Source organism: Paenibacillus phocaeensis (assembly GCF_900021165.1).
GTDB lineage: Bacteria > Bacillota > Bacilli > Paenibacillales > Paenibacillaceae > Fontibacillus > Fontibacillus phocaensis.
This window is the reverse complement of record NZ_FCOQ01000009.1, coordinates 325,335-342,786: the sequence shown is the minus strand read 5'-3', so window position 1 is coordinate 342,786 and position 17,452 is coordinate 325,335. Positions and strand designations below refer to the sequence as shown.

At 55.7% G+C, this 17,452-nt stretch carries 20 protein-coding genes and 1 pseudogene; 17 read left to right on the top strand and 4 right to left on the bottom strand.

What is annotated here, in order from left to right:
* Positions 1–25 precede the first annotated feature (25 nt).
* Entirely contained in the window at positions 26–958 is a 933-nt protein-coding gene (locus BN3795_RS04720; protein WP_068783560.1) for a manganese-dependent inorganic pyrophosphatase, read from the top strand.
* A gap of 157 nt (positions 959–1,115) precedes the next feature.
* Here the strand turns inward: BN3795_RS04720 and BN3795_RS04715 are convergent, their stop codons facing one another.
* Both BN3795_RS04715 and BN3795_RS04710 read right to left on the bottom strand, forming a co-directional pair.
* Positions 1,116–1,913, bottom strand: coding sequence for an SDR family NAD(P)-dependent oxidoreductase (locus BN3795_RS04715; RefSeq protein WP_068783559.1), 798 nt, complete (start codon positions 1,911–1,913; stop codon positions 1,116–1,118).
* Positions 1,914–2,022: 109 nt separating this feature from the next.
* Positions 2,023–2,397, bottom strand: coding sequence for an ArsR/SmtB family transcription factor (locus BN3795_RS04710; protein WP_068783558.1), 375 nt, complete (start codon positions 2,395–2,397; stop codon positions 2,023–2,025).
* A gap of 78 nt (positions 2,398–2,475) precedes the next feature.
* On the opposite strand from BN3795_RS04710, the pseudogene BN3795_RS04705 reads away from it, so the two are divergent.
* Positions 2,476–3,135: pseudogene (locus tag BN3795_RS04705) on the top strand (SulP family inorganic anion transporter); the annotation flags it as partial.
* A 56-nt stretch (positions 3,136–3,191) separates the two neighbouring features.
* Here BN3795_RS04705 and BN3795_RS04700 read toward each other — a convergent pair.
* Positions 3,192–3,494 (bottom strand): hypothetical protein, encoded by a 303-nt coding sequence (locus BN3795_RS04700; RefSeq protein WP_068783556.1) that lies wholly within the window; start codon positions 3,492–3,494, stop codon positions 3,192–3,194.
* A gap of 192 nt (positions 3,495–3,686) precedes the next feature.
* Between BN3795_RS04700 and BN3795_RS04695 the strand changes: the two genes are divergently transcribed.
* The gene (locus BN3795_RS04695; protein ID WP_068783555.1) at positions 3,687–5,084 is read left to right on the top strand and encodes an amino acid permease; all 1,398 of its coding nucleotides are present in this window, start codon (positions 3,687–3,689) and stop codon (positions 5,082–5,084) included.
* A gap of 3 nt (positions 5,085–5,087) precedes the next feature.
* On the opposite strand, the gene BN3795_RS04690 is transcribed toward BN3795_RS04695, so the two are convergent.
* Positions 5,088–5,720, bottom strand: a complete 633-nt coding sequence (locus tag BN3795_RS04690; RefSeq protein WP_068783554.1) for a LysE family transporter — start codon at positions 5,718–5,720, stop codon at positions 5,088–5,090.
* 167 nt (positions 5,721–5,887) lie between these two features.
* Between BN3795_RS04690 and BN3795_RS04685 the strand changes: the two genes are divergently transcribed.
* From BN3795_RS04685 to BN3795_RS04620, 14 genes are all read left to right on the top strand, one after another.
* A complete protein-coding gene (locus tag BN3795_RS04685) occupies positions 5,888–6,673 on the top strand; it encodes an MBL fold metallo-hydrolase (protein ID WP_068783553.1) in 786 nt (261 codons plus the stop codon).
* A complete protein-coding gene (locus tag BN3795_RS04680) occupies positions 6,651–7,229 on the top strand; it encodes a TetR/AcrR family transcriptional regulator (protein WP_068783552.1) in 579 nt (192 codons plus the stop codon). Before BN3795_RS04685 ends, BN3795_RS04680 begins: the two co-directional genes overlap by 23 nt.
* Positions 7,230–7,344: 115 nt before the next feature.
* Positions 7,345–7,611: a YqkE family protein gene (locus BN3795_RS04675; protein WP_068783551.1), complete on the top strand. Its 267-nt coding sequence runs from the start codon at positions 7,345–7,347 to the stop codon at positions 7,609–7,611.
* Positions 7,612–7,677: 66 nt separating this feature from the next.
* Entirely contained in the window at positions 7,678–8,034 is a 357-nt protein-coding gene (locus BN3795_RS04670; RefSeq protein ID WP_068783550.1) for a hypothetical protein, read from the top strand.
* A gap of 68 nt (positions 8,035–8,102) precedes the next feature.
* Positions 8,103–8,294: a helix-turn-helix transcriptional regulator gene (locus BN3795_RS04665; protein WP_068783657.1), complete on the top strand. Its 192-nt coding sequence runs from the start codon at positions 8,103–8,105 to the stop codon at positions 8,292–8,294.
* Entirely contained in the window at positions 8,287–8,868 is a 582-nt protein-coding gene (gene def, locus BN3795_RS04660; protein WP_068783549.1) for a peptide deformylase, read from the top strand. The genes BN3795_RS04665 and def overlap by 8 nt, the downstream gene beginning before the upstream one ends.
* Positions 8,869–8,946: 78 nt before the next feature.
* On the top strand, positions 8,947–9,597 hold the full coding sequence (deoC, locus tag BN3795_RS04655) for a deoxyribose-phosphate aldolase (protein WP_068783656.1): 651 nt from the start codon (positions 8,947–8,949) through the stop codon (positions 9,595–9,597).
* Positions 9,598–9,823: 226 nt separating this feature from the next.
* Positions 9,824–10,711, top strand: coding sequence for an ABC transporter ATP-binding protein (locus BN3795_RS04650; protein WP_068783548.1), 888 nt, complete (start codon positions 9,824–9,826; stop codon positions 10,709–10,711).
* Positions 10,708–12,891 (top strand): M1 aminopeptidase family protein, encoded by a 2,184-nt coding sequence (locus BN3795_RS04645; protein ID WP_068783547.1) that lies wholly within the window; start codon positions 10,708–10,710, stop codon positions 12,889–12,891. The genes BN3795_RS04650 and BN3795_RS04645 overlap by 4 nt, the downstream gene beginning before the upstream one ends.
* Positions 12,891–13,613, top strand: a complete 723-nt coding sequence (locus BN3795_RS04640) for a hypothetical protein (protein WP_068783546.1) — start codon at positions 12,891–12,893, stop codon at positions 13,611–13,613. The genes BN3795_RS04645 and BN3795_RS04640 overlap by 1 nt, the downstream gene beginning before the upstream one ends.
* Positions 13,614–13,662: 49 nt before the next feature.
* Positions 13,663–14,283, top strand: a complete 621-nt coding sequence (locus BN3795_RS04635; RefSeq protein WP_068783545.1) for an RNA polymerase sigma factor — start codon at positions 13,663–13,665, stop codon at positions 14,281–14,283.
* Complete coding sequence (locus BN3795_RS04630) at positions 14,267–15,124, top strand: ABC-2 transporter permease (RefSeq protein ID WP_068783544.1); 858 nt, start codon at positions 14,267–14,269, stop codon at positions 15,122–15,124. The genes BN3795_RS04635 and BN3795_RS04630 overlap by 17 nt, the downstream gene beginning before the upstream one ends.
* The gene (locus tag BN3795_RS04625; RefSeq protein WP_068783543.1) at positions 15,121–15,972 is read left to right on the top strand and encodes an ATP-binding cassette domain-containing protein; all 852 of its coding nucleotides are present in this window, start codon (positions 15,121–15,123) and stop codon (positions 15,970–15,972) included. The genes BN3795_RS04630 and BN3795_RS04625 overlap by 4 nt, the downstream gene beginning before the upstream one ends.
* 134 nt (positions 15,973–16,106) lie before the next feature.
* Entirely contained in the window at positions 16,107–17,399 is a 1,293-nt protein-coding gene (locus BN3795_RS04620) for a homocysteine synthase (protein WP_068783542.1), read from the top strand.
* Positions 17,400–17,452 lie beyond the last annotated feature (53 nt).

Below are 17,452 nucleotides of genomic sequence, written 5' to 3'. Positions count from 1 at the left end.
AGTCATGTTAAAGGGGAGTAATGAGATGGAAAAAGTATTGATTTTCGGTCATAAAAATCCCGATACGGATACGATTTGTTCGGCGATCGCGTACGCGGACCTGAAGTCCAAGCTGGGCTGGAACGTAGAGCCTGTACGGCTGGGCAGCGTCAACGGGGAGACGGCGTTTGCGCTGGAGCGCTTTGGCTTTGAAGCGCCGCGCCTGGTGGAGGCGGTTGCCGGCGAAGCCAAGGAAGTGATCTTGGTGGATCACAACGAACGTCAACAAAGCGTCTCCGATATCGATCAGGTGCGCGTAGCCGAGGTCATCGACCATCACCGGATCGCCAATTTCGAAACGAGCGGACCTCTGTATTACCGGGCGGAACCGGTGGGCTGCACCGCAACGATTCTGAATAAAATGTACAAAGAGAACGGCGTGGCTGTACCGGCCAACATCGCCGGCTTGATGCTGTCTGCCATCATTTCTGATTCCCTGTTGTTTAAATCGCCGACCTGCACCGAGCAGGACGTTGCCGCTGCGCGCGAGCTGGCCGAAATCGCCGGCGTCAATGCGGAGGAGTACGGGCTGGATATGCTGAAAGCCGGAGCGGACCTCAGTGATAAGACGATCGAGCAGCTGATTTCCCTGGATGCCAAAGAGTTCGAGATGGGCGGGGCGAAAGTGGAGATCGCTCAGGTGAACGCGGTGGACGTCAACGATGTCTTGTCCCGTCAGGCCGAGGTCGAAGCGGCTTTGAACGGCATCATCGCCAGCAAAGGCCTCGATCTGTTCCTGTTCGTCGTCACCGATATCCTGAACAACGATTCCGTTGGGTTGGCGCTCGGCAAGGCGGCCGATGCCGTCGAGAAAGCCTACAACGTGAAGCTGGCCGATAACAAAGCGGTGCTGAAGGGCGTCGTATCCCGCAAATCGCAAATCGTACCGGTGCTGACCGAGATCTTCAATAAACGATAATCTTCAATTCCCCAGAGCCTTGCCTGACGGCAGGCGGCGTGCAGCCGTTTGCATCAGCAAGGCTCTTTTATTTTGGCTATGTTAAAATTCTAATGTTGATATTTGACCATAAGAAAACCGCCTTCGTTGAAAAGGCGGTTTATTGCTATCGTATCCGTTAGGTTAACTTATTTGAGGTCAAAGCTGATTGAAATAAACGTCTTGCAAATTTCACAACAACACTCCGTGGTAAAAACCGGGGTAATTGGGCCATTAAATAATTATTTTTTCCAGCGATTATGTAACCTCTGTCTTTTTCTACCGCCCTAAATGCTGCATTTACAACATCAATTGGCTCCATCCGTTTGCTTTTCAAATTCGTAGAACCCGATACAGCATGAAATGAACTCTTCGTTTCTCCTGGACACAATGCAACGATACGTAGTCCACTATCTCTATATTCTGCCCATAAGGCTTCCGTAAACGATAGGACATACGCTTTTGTTGCACCGTATGCAGCCATATACGGTGCCGGCTGAAATGCTGTCATCGAAGAAACATTGATAATAACACCTTCATTTCGCTTAATCATAGAGCCAATAAATTTATGAGTCAATTCAGTTAAGGAAGTTATATTTAATTGGATCTCTTGATTCAAACGTCCAGCAGGAATTTCATTGAAGATTCCCAAAGTTCCAAATCCAGCATTATTGATTAGAATATTTACCTCCAACCCTAAACTTTCAACTTTTTGCTGCACTATTTCAGCTGCATTCCCAACTGAAAGATCAACCGGGAGAGAAACAGCTTTAATTGAATATTCCTTTTGTAGTTTTTTGGCAATTTCATTGAGCGGTTTTTCTGACCGAGCAACTAATATCAAATTGCATCCTTTTTTGGCGAGCTCCTTTGCGAACACCTCCCCTATTCCTGATGAAGCCCCTGTGACGAGGGCTGTTTTATTTGCATAATTCATATATGCAGCCTCCAATTTAGTTTTATAATAATCAAATAATTAATCATTTGAGTATTAAATTTAAATAAAAAGCTTTCTTCATTGGATCAAAAAGAAAGCCTTTTATATTTTATTCATGTACTTTTGTAGGGTCATCTAATAAACTTTCAGCTTTTTGTACTAACATTTTAAGTCGCTCAATAACCGTGTCACCAAAAGTAAGATTGTAATAAACCTCGGTTCTTTCTTTTGTTGAACTCAGAATACCTGCTTGCTTAAGAATTCTCAAATGATGGGAGACTGCTGGTCTTGACAGATGAGATTTCTCAACAACTTGTGCAACATTCATTCGTTTTACTAACATAAACATCATTAAAATATCTTGTCTAATAGGATCTGCCATCGCCTTAAAAATTTCTGTGGATTGACGAATCTCTTGCAGAAGAGCATGTTTCTTTTCCAACAATTCGCTTTGTATCTCTATACTACTCTGATCAATTTCCATGTTTACACCTCAATAAATTCAAATGATTAAACATTTGATTACTTTGTTATTATAAAAGGATACACTTTAAAACGCAAGAACGTCGTGACCGGATTTTTCGGGGGGATGGCGGGCTGCGCCATGATTGGCCAATCGATGATCAACATGAAGTCCGGCGGACGCACGAGGCTGTCGACGCTGGTGTCCGGCGTAGGCCTTCTGTTTCTGGTGATCGTGCTAGGTGACGTGGTTCAACGGATTCCCATGGCGGCGCTTGTCGGCGTCATGTTTATGGTCTCGATCGGCACCTTCGATTGGAGTTCGCTGAAATCGCTGCGCAAGGTTCCCGTTTCGGACGCTCTCGACATGGTTGTAACGGTGGTGGCCGTGGTAGCAACGGATAACCTGTCCATCGGCATCGGCGTCTTGCTTAGCGCTCTTTCTTTCGCCTGGAAAATGGCCCGGATCCGGACCTCCGTCCGCGAAGAGCAGGGCGTGAAAACCTATGTCGTAGCCGGCCAGCTGTTCTTCGGGACGGTAAGTCATTTTTTGCAGGAGTTTGATGCCGCTGGTGACCCGGAGCGGGTGGCGGTGGATTTCTCGAAGTCCCATGTATGGGATCAATCGGCGGTGAATGCCGTCTCGAAGCTGATCCTTAAATATCGCCAGCTCGGTAAGGAAATCCAAATTATCGGATTAAACGAGGAAAGCTCGATCCTGATCGAGCGGGTGGGGTTGTCGGCCCCATCGGGGCATTAATCTATCAAAATCAAAAGGCTGCTCGCTAGGGAATGAACCCGGCGAACAGCCTTTTATCATAAGAGGCGGAACCGTTCTAATTGATCCCAGAGCCCTTCCTCCTGCAGCACTTCCCGTTGTTTCGGTCCGATGAGATCGAAATGGGGAAATGGCGAACGCTGATGAATATAGCGGGCAGGAAGGTCGTGGGCTTCGCACCAGGCTCTAAGCCGCTCCAAATCGGAGCAGCCGACCTTGGTGACGGTCTTGGCGCCGGGAAACCGCGGATCCAGCCAAAAATGGGTCAGGAAGCCGATTTCGCCGCGAGCCACCGTCCGTTTCCATGCTTCCAATTCCTCTCGCGACACTCCGAATGCCACAGCCCTTCCTCCTTTGCCGTATTAGTTATGGATCCCCCTCCACAAAAAAAAGCGACGATCGCTGCGGACTTAATCAAACATTATATCATGTTTTCCGTTCGTTTAGCTGTGGTTACATATTTCCTGTTTCGGGGCCGCACAATAGGTGGATGGCAGGGTTGAAGAAATTCAAGAAACGAGGGATCAAGGCAAATGGCGAAGGCGCATGACGGTGAGGGGAAAAAAGGAGAGCTCCGCTGGTGGCAACTTTCCCTGTTGGGGGTTGCGTCAACCATAGGCACTGGGTATTTTCTCGGCTCAGGCATCGGGATTCGAATGGCAGGTCCATCCATCCTGATTGCGTTCCTGCTGGCTGCAATTGGCACTTACACGGTATTTGAGGTGCTGGCGCGTATGACCGCGGATCGGCCGGAACAGGGCTCCTTCCGATCGTACGCGAAGCGGGCCTTCGGGCGTTGGGCAGGCTTCGGCAGCGGCTGGGTATATTGGAGTTCGGAGCTGCTGATCATGGGCAGTCAGTTAACGGCGTTGTCGCTGTTCTCACGCTTTTGGTTCCCCGGCGTGCCGATGTGGATCTTCGCGATCGGTTATGCCGTGCTGGGGCTTGGCGTCATTCTGCTCGGCAACAAGGTGTTTGATTCCATGGAAAATGTGCTGTCGGTCATCAAAATCGCCGCCATTCTGATGTTCCTGGGGGTGGCCGGTGCCGCGCTGATGGGCTGGATTCCCGGAGGGGGCGGGAAAGCGCCGGAATTTCCGCATACCGCGAAGACGTTCTTTCCGGCGGGAGGAATGGGGTTGTGGTCCGGATTTATCTTTGCCTTCTATGCCTTTGGCGGGATCGAGGTGATGGGAATGATGGCCATCCGGCTGCGGAATCCGAAGGAGGCCCCGAAGTCCGGCACGATCATGCTGCTGCTGCTCTCAGTGGTGTATTTATTATCGATCGGGCTTGCGGTTACGATGGTGGCTTGGAATGCCATTGACCCGAAACGAAGCCCCTTCGTTACGGCTCTCGGCAAATATCCACTTCCGTTTATTCCCCATGTGTTTAACGGCGTATTGATCGTAGCCGGCTTCTCTACGATGGTGGCTTCGTTATACGCGGTAACCACGATGCTGGTCACGCTGGCCAAGGACAAGGATGCGCCGCCGTTATTTGCCCGAAAGGGCTGGCGGGAGCGCCCGGTATTTGCCATCGGCATGACTGCAGCCGGACTTGCGGCTTCCGTCGTGTTGTCCTTCGTCATGCCGGGGCGAATTTATGAATACATCACAACATCGGCGGGATTGCTGCTTTTATATAACTGGTTTTTTATCCTCGTGACCTCGGGCAAGCTGCTCAAGCTTAGCGTATTTGGACAGGTCAAGCGATGGGGCGGCATGGCCCTGATTGCCCTGGCGGTGACCGGAACTTTGTTCCATAACACCAGCCGACCGGGCTTTTGGGGGAGCCTGGTGTTCGTTGGCGTGATTGGAATCGTGACGCTCATTCTGCAGTTTGCCGTATGGAAGCCAAGGAAGCCGGCCAAGGGGCGGCGGGGGCGTTCGGCTAAATCGCTGGTGCTGCGCCCCAAGCGGACGACGTAAAACCTAAAGCCGCTCAGCCAGCAGCAGGGCGGCTTGATAACCGAAATAAAGGCCGAACCCGATCAGGGATATGCCGGACAATACCGAAATGAAGACCAAAATTCGGTGGGTCAGCAGTCTACGGAACACGCTGGCAAACCCGGCCATAGTGAAATCCCAAAGCAGCAGACCAATGATAATGGCGCTGCTATTAAGGATCAGCTCCGGGGTTCCCATCGTTGCGGAGGCCTGGGCCAATACCGAACCGTAGATTCCCAGCCAGAACAAAATGGACAGCGGGTTGCTGACGGACATCAGAAATCCGGACAGGAACGATTTGCGCAGCGGCTCGCTGCCTCTCATTTCCCCTTCGGGGATTTTGCCGGCTTGCTTCAGGCTGTCGATTCCGATATAGGTGAGTACGAAGAATCCAAACAACCAGAGAAAGGTTTTCATAAACGGCGTATTCAGGAAGTGTACAACCCCGAAATATACGAGCAGCATGTACGCCAGGTCGGCGGCGAGGGCGCCCAGGCCAACGAACCAGGCGTGAAGGAATCCGCCGCGGATGCCTTTGTCCAGTTGGGCGGCGTTCACGGGTCCGATCGGGGCGGATAAAGATAAACCAAGTAGCACGTAGCTAAGAAAGCTGTTCATGGCGAAAACCTCCAAAAGTCGGAAAAATGAATGGGCTGCTTGTACAGCATATTCAATCCGGTACGCTTGTACGACTTAAAAAAATGAAAAATGCCTCTTGCAAAACTAAATATATTAGTTTAAATTAAAACTAAAGGTTTTAGTTTTCGGAGAGAGAGGCGAGAAAGATGCGAAAAACAACATACGGGCAGTTAACACAGCTGTCTTTTATGCCGCGGTTGTTTCCGGTAAATTGTTATCTGGTGAAGGAAGAGGAGGGCATCACCTTAATCGATGCAGCGTTGCCGTACAGCGCAAAGGGCATCCTTCAGGCGGTGCAAGAAACCGGGAAGCCGTTGGTACGGATCGTTCTGACCCATGTCCACGATGATCATATCGGCGCACTGGATGCTTTGAAAGCTGCGCTCCCCGAGGTTCCGGTCTACGTATCCGCCCGCGATGCTCGCCTCATGAACGGCGATGTCTCGCTTGATCCCGGGGAGCCTTCCACTCCGATTCGCGGCGGGGTGCCGAAGAAGCTGATCACCCGTGCCGATCTCACGTTCACGGATGGAGACCGCATCGGTTCGTTGCTGGCCGTGGCCGCACCGGGCCATACGCCGGGATCGTTCGCCCTGCTCGACACGCGCAGCGGCGCGCTTATTGCGGGCGACGCCTTCCAAACCCGGGCAGGCATCGCCGTGAGCGGCACGCTCCGCCCGCTGTTCCCGTTTCCGGCGCTGGCGACCTGGCACAAGGAAACCGCATTGGCCAGCGCCCGCAAGCTGGCCGGCCTGAAGCCGTCGCTGCTGGCAGCCGGACACGGGCCGGTGCTGGAGCAGCCGGCGGACGCCATTGCCAAAGCGATAGCGGCTGCCGAGCGCGCACTCGGCCTGAAGCCGGCAACAGCCGCAGCCGCAGCGGCGGGAACCGACCGAGAGGAGGATGGGCATGTCGCCGAGAATCGGGATTGACCGCACGGCGGTCTTGATGGCAGCCGTGGAAGTGGCGGATGCCGAGGGCTTGGAGGCCGTTACGATCACTTCAGTGGCCAAGAAATTGGGAATCCGGCCGCCTTCCCTTTATAACCATGTGAGCGGGCTGGAGCAGATTCGCGCAGAGTTGGCGAAATACGCCCTGGACCGGCTCTATGAACATATTTTCTCCCGCATCGGAGATGGCGCAGGGGAAGCGGCGATCCGCCGTTTTGCCAAGGCGTACCTGGAATTTGCTTATGCTTATCCCGGCCAGTACGATGCGGCCCAGGCTGCGCCTAGTCCAGATGATCCGGCGCTGCAGGCAGCAGGGGGGCGTATCGTAGATCTGATCCTGCAGCATCTTGGCGGTTACTCCTTAACGAACGATCAGGCCCTGCATGCCGTTCGCGGACTGCGGAGCTTGATCCATGGCTTCGCCTCGTTGGAACGGCGCGGAGCGTTTGGCCTTCCGCTGGAACTAATGGACAGTCTGCAGTTTAATCTCAGCTTGTTCCTTGGGGGATTGGATCAACTTGCCCGGCCGCGCGGATGAGATCAACCTCCGTCGTCACCGATAGTTGCGGCGTTTCCAATTGACAACGATTTTTCGCCTGTGATACTTTAGGCTTGAACATAGAGGATCGCAAGGAAACCGAGGTGAAGCATCCATGAGCAAGAAGAAAGCACGTTCCGCGCAAGGGGCGCCGGCCAATGGCGCGGCGGATAAACCGGCCACGCTGAAGGATCTCCTTGGCGAAGATACGCTCGCCAAGCTGAAGGCGCAAGCCAATGAGCTGAAGAAGGATGAGGAACGCCGCCAGGAGGAAGCCCGACTCCGCAAGGAGGAAGCGCGCCGGGCCGAACAGAAGCGGCTCGATAACGATTTCGAACACCTGCTGAATACGAGCGATCTGGACTGGCACAAGTATAAATAAGGGATCAAAGTATAGCGGCTCCTGGAAGCGGGAGCTTTTATTTTTGTGTGAGGGAGGTGGCGGAACATGGAGATTGGGGCGTGGATCATCTTTTTCCTGGTCATCGTCGGGCTGGGTTTGTTTAACCGGAAGTTCAAATATTCGGCCAAGCTTCGGGACTCTTATGAAGAGCTGACCTTGCTGGCGGAGCGGACCCGCAAAGGCCGGACAACGAAGGCGGATCTGGCGCGCTGGGATGCCGCATTGGCGCGGCTGGAGAAGCACCCGAGCGAATTTAATAAGCTGGATCAGGAGATTCGTCTTCGCGAAGCGTACGTTCGCTATTTGGAACAGCATTATCCGGAGGATGAGCGGCTTCCGGGACTGCGGGAAGCGGCTGAATTCCGGAAGGATTCCGTTTGGGGGATCAAGATGAAATCTTGATTTTGACAGGTCCGTCGGGGCGTGATACGATGATGAAGTCCAAAACTTTTGACATTTTGGTGGTGCCGATGAACAATAAGATCAAGCAATTTCGCAAGCGGCTGGGCTTAACCCAGAACGAGCTGGCTGCGGAATGCGGCGTAACGCGCCAAACGATCAATAGCGTGGAGAACAACCGGTACGACCCGACGCTGGAGCTTGCTTTCAAGCTTGCGCATATTTTGCAGACGAAGGTGGATGAACTGTTTATTTATGACTAAATTCAACCGCGATTATATCATTACGATGGATGATATTGTAAGGGAAGGGGAACCTATTCTTCGAGTGGTGACGGAGCCGGTCAGCATTCCCCCGACCGAAGAGGACCGCGAGGAAATGGCGGCGATGCTGCAGTTTCTGAAGAACAGCCAGGATCCGGAAATAGCGAAGAAATACAAGCTGCGGGCAGGCGTGGGCTTATCGGCGAACCAGATCGGGCTGAACAAGCGGATGTTCGCCGCTCTGCTGACGGACGAGAACGGTCAGGATCGGCCGATCGCGATGTATAACCCGAAGATTATCAGCCATTCCCAGGCAATGACGTATTTGCCGGAGAGCGAGGGCTGCCTGTCGGTTGACCGGCCGGTGCAGGGCTTCGTTCCGCGTTACGAGAAGGTTCAGGTGAAGGCTTACGACGAAGCCGGCAACGAAATCAAGCTGCGGTTCAAAGGCTTTGATGCCATTGTAATGCAGCATGAAATCGATCATCTGAACGGCATCATGTTCTATGATCATATTAGCCCCGAACACCCGTTCAAGCTGCCGAGCGGTGTAATGATTTCCAGCTTATATTGAGAACCCCTTAGCTGTAAAGAACTTCGAAACACGAACGGAGGAATTTCCTTGTCAAATTCGACTCAATCCATTACCGCCATGATCGATCATACGCTGCTGAAAGCGGACGCCGGACGCGCGGCAATCATCAAGTTGGCTGAGGAAGCCAAGCAGTACGGCTTCGCTTCGGTGTGCGTCAACCCGACCTGGGTGAAGACGGCTGCGGAGGTGCTGAAGGACTCGCCGGTTAAAGTTTGCACGGTGATCGGCTTTCCGCTGGGAGCTTCGGCTCCGGAAGTGAAGGCGTTTGAAGCCGCCCATGCCATTGCCGAAGGGGCCGGCGAAGTCGATATGGTCATCAACATCGGCGCGCTCAAAGACGGCGACGACGATTTCGTCCGCCGCGATATCGCCGGGGTCGTTCAGTCTGCTGCCGGCAAAGCGCTGGTGAAGGTCATCATCGAGACCTGCCTGCTCACCGACGAGGAAATCGTGCGGGCCAGCAAGCTGTCCGTTGAAGCCGGAGCGGATTTCGTCAAGACGTCGACCGGCTTTTCAACCGGCGGCGCGACCGTGGAAGCGGTGGCGTTAATGCGCAAAACGGTCGGACCGGACGTTGGCGTGAAGGCTTCCGGCGGCGTGCGTTCGCTGGCCGATGCCGAAGCGATGATCCGGGCGGGAGCGACGCGTCTCGGCACGAGCGCCGGCGTGGCGATTGCCCAGGGTCAAAGCGGGCAGAACGCATATTAATATTAAGACGATTGAAGGTAGTCCGGTGCGATCCCGCTCGGTATATAGGTCTATAAGCTGAAGCAAGATAGAGAAACAGGGTGCTATTCCAGAGCGGTTGTGGGGTAGCATCCTTTTTTTGAATTCGTGAACTCGCATTTAAAACTTTTTTGCCGCCGCCCCCGTTACAGGAACAGAAGCCTACCGCGGAAGGCTGAGAATCACGATTTCGGAAAAGAGGAACAATATGATACAGATGGATCATTTATCGAAAAAATATGGGCGCGGCGGTTTGGCGCTGGATGAGGTCACCTTAACGCTGAACGAGGGCATGGTCGGTCTGCTCGGCCCGAACGGGGCCGGCAAGTCGTCGCTGATGCGTATTCTGGCCACGCTTACGCCGCCCACCTCGGGTGAGGCGACCGTCTTCGGCGTGCCGCTGCGCCAGGCGGAGGAAATCCGCCGCCTTATCGGTTATTTGCCGCAGCAGTTCCAGGTGTACCCGCAGTTGACCGGTGTGGAATACCTCGATTACGTTGCCGTCATGAAAGGGATGACGGACAAGAAGAAGCGCAAGGCGGAAATCGACGCGCTGCTGGAACAGGTCAACCTGAAGGATAAGGCGCGAAGAAGAGTGCAAACCTACTCCGGGGGCATGAAACGCCGTCTCGGGATCGCCCAGGCGCTGCTGGGTTCGCCGCAGGTGCTGATCGTGGACGAGCCGACCGCTGGTCTGGATCCCGAGGAGCGCGTCCGCTTCCGCAATCTGCTGACCCGCTTCAGCTTGGGCCGGATCGTGCTGCTGTCGACGCACATCGTCGCCGATATCGAAAGCAACTGCCGGCAGATCGCCGTGCTGGACAAAGGCAAAGTCAAACTGTCCGGCGAATTGGCCGACCTGCAGGAATTCGGGCGCGGCAAAGTCTGGGAAGGCCGGCTCTCGGAAAGCCAGTTCGCTGGTCTGGACCCGATGTCCGTCGTGTCTACGCGGCCGGTCGACGGGGGGCTGCTGTGCCGGATCATCGGTGAAGCGCCGCCGTCCGGGACCGATGCGATCCCTGTTCCTCCCACCCTGGAGGACGGGTATTTGGCTCTGCTGCGCATGGGCCGGACGGAAGGGGCGGCTGGGCGATGAACCGATGGCAACGCCTGTTTCAATTTGAACTGCGGATGATGTTCCGCAATCCGTGGCTGCTTGCTCTGCCGCTGTTGTTTGGCCTGGTGCTGTTTTGGAACCTCGGGAAAGTAACGGGTCCGTATGGCGGATTTTACGACGACGCGTATACGCTGCTGGCGCTCATGAACACCTTAAGTCTCGGTCTGGTTATGCTGCTTGGCGTGTTGACCGTGCGCAGGGACGTCCGGCGCGCCGCTTACGAATGGAGTGCGGCCCTGCCGGTCTCTTACGCCGCCCGCATCTCGGCGAAATATCTGGCCGGCTTGCTGTACTTTACACCGTTTACCGTCTTGGCCGGGGCGGCTTTTGCCTGGGCGTCGGCGCGAACCGGCGTCGCCCCCGGGGTAACCTGGGAGTACACGGCGTTTTTCACGATCTCTTATGAAGTGTCCTATATTGTCACCCTGGCGCTGGCTATGCTGCTGGCGGTGTGCATCGGCAACCGCGTCGTCTATCTGATCGCGTTTTGCGCCTGGATGTTCGGCACGTTCTTTATGGATCTCTTTCTGCTCAGCCGCAGCGGTTTGTTTTACCTCAGCGTCTTTCATCTGAGCAGATTATTTCTAACGGGGGACATGAGCGCCGAAGCCTGGGGGATCCACCTCATCTCCGACGAGTTGACGGCTTCCCGCTGGTTTGTGCTGGCTTTTACCCTGTTGTTGCTGGTGGCTTGCGTTCTCATCCTGAACCAACTGCGCCCGACGAAACGCCGTTGGGCTTCCTGGATGGCGGGCGGCTTGGCGCTGCTGCTCGCGGCCGGGGCGTTTGTTCCTTACGGACTGATCTGGAAGGAGCGTTATGCCCAATATGAGGCAAAGGTGCATGACCCCTCCGTGAAGACGGAGGATCAATTTCGAGATGAAAAACCGGCGGATTTTCACATTTCGCGCTATGATATCGACTTGAAAAGGGAAACGAACGACCGCCTTCAAATTCAGCTGCACCTGGAAATTCCGGCCGGCCAGTTGGATGAGGGAGCCCGCGAGCTTCCGCTAACGCTCAACCGCGCTTTCAACATAAAGCGGGTTAAGGTAAACGGCACCGAGGTATCGTTTGACCATCGGGGGGAAGCGTTGACCGTCCACTTGAAGGAAGCGCCAAAAAGCGCCCTTGAGGTCGAACTGGAATATAGCGGGAAAGTCGAAGATTACGTGCCAACGGACTTTACGCAAGGGGCTTTTTACGCTTTTGTAAAGGGAGAGAACGTCCTGTTGCCGGAATTTATCGCCTGGTATCCCCTGGCGGGCCATCGCTCGGTATACTTGAAGGAAGAATTTAACCGCTCGAAGCTGCAATTGGCAACGGACTATCTGAATTGGGATCAGCGGCGTCTTCCGCCGGCGGAGGTGCGCCTGCGCGTCTCCGGCTTCAAAACGCCGCTGTACGCCAATCTGACGGAGACCGGGCGGGACGGCGACGGGCAAACCTTCGCAAGCAAGGACGTCACCGACATCCGGCTGCTTGGCGGAAATTTCATCGAGCTGAGCCATCCCGGAGTTCCGGTAAATATGATCACCGTCCCCTACAAGGAGAGAGTGGCCGGCGAACTGTTGGAGAAGTGGGCGGATATGCACGCTTATTTCACATCCTGGGTGGAGCGGTATCAGCCGAAGCTGGACACCGTGCAGTATTTTTGGATCGATGATCCCCATACGCCTACGTCTGAACGGAAAAACGATCGGACTTACTATATGTACTGGATGAACGGGGAGCCGGAGGCGGACGCGGTGTCTCTGATGGACAACATGCTGCTCGGCACCATGGCGGGCGATGCCTGGTTGGGGCAGACAAGCGAGGACGTGCGCCAGCAAATCCGCTCATTGATGTGGTACCTGTATTACCGGGAACATAAGGGATACTCCGAAGAAGAATTAAAGACAGGGGCGCCCGGGAATAGGCTCTATTATTTGTTCAACAATCCGCATGAGAACGATCCGGACGGGCTGGCGCTGCGGATGGTTCGCGAGGTGGGGCGCGCCTTTGACGAAGGAAAACAGAAGCAAGTCAAGCAAGTGCTGAACTATTTTTACGATAAAGGTCTGGAAATCGAACCTCCGGAGACGGAGACTGCGCCGCTTCAAAACAGGATTCCGTATGAAGAATGGGAACAGGAGTGGAAGAAGGTGATGGGCGAGTGATGACGCACATGAAAAGCTGGAGCCGGGGGCTTGGCTTTGATGTCAGGCTGCATAAGCAGCCGATGGCCTGGGTAACGCTGCTGGTGTTCGGGTTGTACCTGCTCAGCATCGTGCTCAGCGACCCGGAGCGGCCGCGAACCGTTTATTATTTCTCGGAAATGGGGATGTTTCCGGTCGCGATCATGTTGACCTTGCTGCAGTTTCAACGGGAACTCGGCGGAGGCGGCATGGAGTTAATCGCCACTTATCCCGTCTCGCTGAGGGCGCTGGCACTGCGCAAGTGGGGGATGGCTATCCTGCTTACGCTGGGCCTCGGGGCCGTCCTTATGTCGGTCTACCTAGGGAGGTTTGGAACCATAACGACCGTTCGCTACCCGTGGAGCGGCGCAGCCCCCATTCCGAAAAGCGAGATCAGCGTCGCCGCTTTGCTGCTGCAAAATTTGCCGGCCTATGTGTTGCTTGTTTCGCTGACGGTGGCGGGGATCATTGGATTCCGTAAAATCTATGGCGGTCTGATCCTGGGATTTGCCGTCTGGATGCTTGATACGATCAGCGGAGGAAGCTGGCTGGGCCAATGGACCCTGTACGCGTCGTATTTGCGGCCGGGGGATTCGTTTCCGATGAACCGGTTCGCGCTGCTGACGGCGTCCGCGCTGCTGCTCGGTTTTGCGGTTTGGCTGATCGGACGGCGGGAACGCTGGATCGCGGTGGAAGAGGAATAATTTTCAGGAATAGATCGGAACTTGAGCAGACGGAGGAGGGGAGACGACCATGATTTCGGATCAGCTGTTGGCCGAGCGAATGGCACAAGGGGATCAGGAAGCGTTTGAGCTGCTGGTGACAAGGTATCACGGCTTATTGCTCAGCTATGTCACCAGCCAGCTCAACGACAGAAACAAAGCGGAAGACATTGTCCAGGAGACGTTTATCCGGCTGATCCGGCATTTGAGGCGGCACGGCGCGATGGAGCAGCTCCGTCCCTGGCTGTACAAGGTGGCGCTTAATTTGTGCCGGGATTACTGGCGCAGCGCCGCCTACCGTTCGGAATCCGTTGGCGCCGTCGAACTGATGGAAGGGGCGGATTTCTCCCCGCAGGCGGAGGAGTTGATCGAACGCCAGGAGACGGTGCAGCAGCTTGCGGAGTCGCTGACCCGGCTGCCGGAGGTGCAGCAGGAAGTCGTGCGCATGCGCTTCTTCCATGAGCTGAAGCTCCAGGAAATCGCCGAAATGCTGGAGTTGCCGCTCAGCTCGGTGAAATCCCATCTGTACGGGGCGCTGCGCAAGCTGAAGCGCGTGTTGGGGAAATCGGAGGAGTTTACCGCCTGGAGCGCCAAACCTCCAAAAACTCGAGAAGAAGAAAGCGAGGTGCCGATTCATGGAACCATCCATTGACAAAGAGCTGGAACACCTGGAGCGAGAGCTGCGCGAACCGCTGCGGCAGGCGCTGCAGCCCGGGCCGACGCCGTCGGATACGGCCGCCCTGATCGCTGCGCTGCAGCCGGAATTCGATGCGCTCCGGGCGCAAAGCGAGGCAAAGACGCTGGATTTCAACCCGTACGTCGAGGCGCCTTCGCTGCGCCGGCTGTTGTGGAGCCAGTTCCGGCTGAACCGGAGGTCGCTGGTGCTGACCGGGGCGGCGGTGTTCCTCATGCTGATCTTTCTGGTTGATCCGGCGCGTCCGTTCTCCAATTTCTTGTTCGGCAACGATCTGCCGGGCGTCTTCCCGCTGGTTACGCCGCTGATGCTGATGGCCTCCATGCTGTACAGCTACCGCTCATGGGATCGCGGCATGCGTGCCGTGGAGAGCATTACGCCGTATCCGCCCTCCCTGGTCGTGTACTCCCGGATGCTGATGGTAATTGCGCTCGTGGTCGGGTGGGCATTGATCAGCACCGTTATTGTCGGCATTCGCGTGACGGCGGCGGGGGAAGCCACGATGCCGTTCATCCCGTTTTTGCTGCAGTGGCTGGGGATATCGCTCATGACCGGAGGGGCCGCGATGTATGCCTTGTTTCGCTATGGAGTCAAGACGGCGCTGTTCGCCGCGGCGGGCATTTACCTCTTCTGGTTGTTCGCCGAAAGCGGATCGTTAGCGCTGCACGGAATCGCCGGGCGAGAAACGGCGCTGAACGCCGCGCTGCTGCTAGGCGGCATCGTGCTGCTGCATCGCTCCTATCGGCGCAGCCGAATCCTGCAAGTGGCCGGAGCGGACGCGGAGGAACGGCAGCTATGATCGCCGTCGAACAATTGCGCGAGCAACCGTCGGGCGGCTTTTGCCTGCAGATCGATGCGCTGCGGCTGCATCCGGGGCTAACGCTGCTGGTCGGTGCCAATGGTGCCGGGAAAACGACGCTGCTGGAGCTGCTGGCCACGGTGCGGATGCCGTACCGGGGGACGATTCGATACCAGCGGCGGTCAGCGCTTGAGGATTTGCCGCTCGTGCGCAGCCAAATCGGATATGTACCGGCAGACATCGAGTTATACGAAGAGATGACGACGTACCGGCTACTGGCGTATTTTTCCGAGCTGAAAGGCGTGTTCCACCCGGAGCGGGCCGGGGAGCTGATCCGTGATTTTCGGCTGGAGCCGTACCGGAATACGCGGATCAAAGCGTTATCCCAAGGCGTGCGGCGGCGGATCGTCCTGGCCCAATCCCTGCTGGCCGCGCCGAACTTTCTGTTTCTGGATGAGCCGCTAAACGCGATGGATTCCGAAGAGCGGAAGCTGGTGGTGTCTTACCTGAACCGGTACGCCGAAGGGCGCACGGTCATCGCCGCGGTGCATGAGATGAACGAGTGGGGCGCGGCGGCGGACTACATTGTATGGCTGGACCGCGGCCAAGTCCGTTTTTGCGGCCGGAAATCGTCGTGGCTGGAGGAACTGCCTTACCGGGTTTGGGAGGGCGCGATCACGCGCGAGCAGTTCGCCGCCTGTCCGGAGGAGGGATTGATCGTTTTCCGGGAGGTACCCGGCGGGATGTACGTCCGGCTGGTGGCGGAGTCGCCGCCGTTTCCAGGGCTTGCGGAAGGTGAGCCATCGCTGGAGGACGTTTATTTTATGCGAAAACACGCCGGAGGCTAAGCGTTTTTTGTAATTTTTGTAATTCATATTATTTTTATCGGATTTCCTATTTTCAAATAACGCGAGATGTGAGAGAATATGAAAAACATGAGCTGGTCTCATCAATCTTACGTTATTTAAAGGAGGAATTATCCATGTCCCAAGAGCGTCCATTTGCTCCGGAAACGTTGGCCATTCACGCCGGCCAGGAGATCGACCCCACTACATACTCCCGGGCGGTCCCGCTGTATCAAACGACGTCCTACGGTTTTCGCGACACCGAGCACGCAGCTAACCTGTTTGGCCTGAAGGAATTCGGCAATATTTATTCCCGGATCATGAATCCGACCAACGACGTGTTCGAGAAGCGCGTGGCTGCGCTGGAAGGCGGTGTTGGGGCGCTTGCGACGGCCTCCGGCCAGGCGGCGATCACTTTCTCCATCTTGAATATCGCCGGAGCGGGCGATGAAATCGTCTCTTCCACCACGCTCTACGGCGGTACATATAACCTGTTCTCGACGACACTGCCCAAGCTTGGCGTTCACGTGAAGTTCGTGGATTCCTCCAATCCGGAAAATTTCCGCGCCGCGATCACGGACAAGACGAAGGCGCTTTACGCCGAAACGATCGGCAATCCGAAGGGAGACGTGCTGGACATCGAGGCGGTCGCCGCGATCGCCCATGAGCACGGGATTCCGCTGATCGTGGACAACACGTTCCCAAGCCCGTACTTGCTGCGTCCGATCGAGTTCGGTGCGGACATCGTCGTGCATTCGGCGACCAAGTTCATCGGCGGACACGGCACCTCGATCGGCGGCATCATCGTCGACAGCGGCAAATTCGATTGGGCGGCGAGCGGCAAGTTCCCGGGTCTCACGGAACCGGATCCTAGCTATCACGGCGTCGTCTATACGCAAGCGGTTGGTCCGCTGGCATACATCATCAAGGCCCGCGTTCAACTGCAGCGCGACTTAGGCGCATCGCTGTCGCCGTTTAACGCCTGGCTGCTGCTGCAAGGGCTGGAGACGCTGCATCTGCGAGTGGAACGCCACAGTCAGAACGCTCTGAAGGTGGCGCAGTATCTGGAAGCGCACGAGCATGTTGAGTGGGTCAGCTATGCCGGACTGCCGAGTCACGAATCCTACGAGCTGGCGCAAAAATATTTGCCGAAAGGCCAAGGCGCCATCCTCACCTTCGAGATTCGCGGCGGCGTGGATGCCGGGCGCAAGCTGATCGAGAACGTGAAGCTGTTCTCGCATTTGGCCAACGTTGGCGATTCCAAGTCGCTGATCATCCATCCGGCCAGCACCACGCATCAGCAGTTGGGTGATGCCGAGCAACTGGCAGCCGGCGTTACGCCAGGCTTGATCCGCTTGTCCGTAGGGACGGAGTCGATCGACGACATCCTTTACGATCTAGAGCAAGCAATCGCCGCCAGCCAAGCTTAATCCGCAAGCATCTGAAGCCGCTGTACCGGGGGACGGGAGGATCCGTTCTTCGG

Coding starts and splice junctions, on each gene's coding strand:
- BN3795_RS04720 (WP_068783560.1), top strand. CDS start 26: ATGGAAAAAGTATTGATTTTCGGTCATAAAAATCCCGATACGGATACG.
- BN3795_RS04715 (WP_068783559.1), bottom strand. CDS start 1,913: ATGAATTATGCAAATAAAACAGCCCTCGTCACAGGGGCTTCATCAGGA.
- BN3795_RS04710 (WP_068783558.1), bottom strand. CDS start 2,397: ATGGAAATTGATCAGAGTAGTATAGAGATACAAAGCGAATTGTTGGAA.
- BN3795_RS04695 (WP_068783555.1), top strand. CDS start 3,687: ATGGCGAAGGCGCATGACGGTGAGGGGAAAAAAGGAGAGCTCCGCTGG.
- BN3795_RS04690 (WP_068783554.1), bottom strand. CDS start 5,720: ATGAACAGCTTTCTTAGCTACGTGCTACTTGGTTTATCTTTATCCGCC.
- BN3795_RS04685 (WP_068783553.1), top strand. CDS start 5,888: ATGCGAAAAACAACATACGGGCAGTTAACACAGCTGTCTTTTATGCCG.
- BN3795_RS04680 (WP_068783552.1), top strand. CDS start 6,651: ATGTCGCCGAGAATCGGGATTGACCGCACGGCGGTCTTGATGGCAGCC.
- BN3795_RS04675 (WP_068783551.1), top strand. CDS start 7,345: ATGAGCAAGAAGAAAGCACGTTCCGCGCAAGGGGCGCCGGCCAATGGC.
- BN3795_RS04670 (WP_068783550.1), top strand. CDS start 7,678: ATGGAGATTGGGGCGTGGATCATCTTTTTCCTGGTCATCGTCGGGCTG.
- BN3795_RS04665 (WP_068783657.1), top strand. CDS start 8,103: ATGAACAATAAGATCAAGCAATTTCGCAAGCGGCTGGGCTTAACCCAG.
- def (WP_068783549.1), top strand. CDS start 8,287: ATGACTAAATTCAACCGCGATTATATCATTACGATGGATGATATTGTA.
- deoC (WP_068783656.1), top strand. CDS start 8,947: ATGATCGATCATACGCTGCTGAAAGCGGACGCCGGACGCGCGGCAATC.
- BN3795_RS04650 (WP_068783548.1), top strand. CDS start 9,824: ATGATACAGATGGATCATTTATCGAAAAAATATGGGCGCGGCGGTTTG.
- BN3795_RS04645 (WP_068783547.1), top strand. CDS start 10,708: ATGAACCGATGGCAACGCCTGTTTCAATTTGAACTGCGGATGATGTTC.
- BN3795_RS04640 (WP_068783546.1), top strand. CDS start 12,891: ATGACGCACATGAAAAGCTGGAGCCGGGGGCTTGGCTTTGATGTCAGG.
- BN3795_RS04635 (WP_068783545.1), top strand. CDS start 13,663: ATGATTTCGGATCAGCTGTTGGCCGAGCGAATGGCACAAGGGGATCAG.
- BN3795_RS04630 (WP_068783544.1), top strand. CDS start 14,267: ATGGAACCATCCATTGACAAAGAGCTGGAACACCTGGAGCGAGAGCTG.
- BN3795_RS04625 (WP_068783543.1), top strand. CDS start 15,121: ATGATCGCCGTCGAACAATTGCGCGAGCAACCGTCGGGCGGCTTTTGC.
- BN3795_RS04620 (WP_068783542.1), top strand. CDS start 16,107: ATGTCCCAAGAGCGTCCATTTGCTCCGGAAACGTTGGCCATTCACGCC.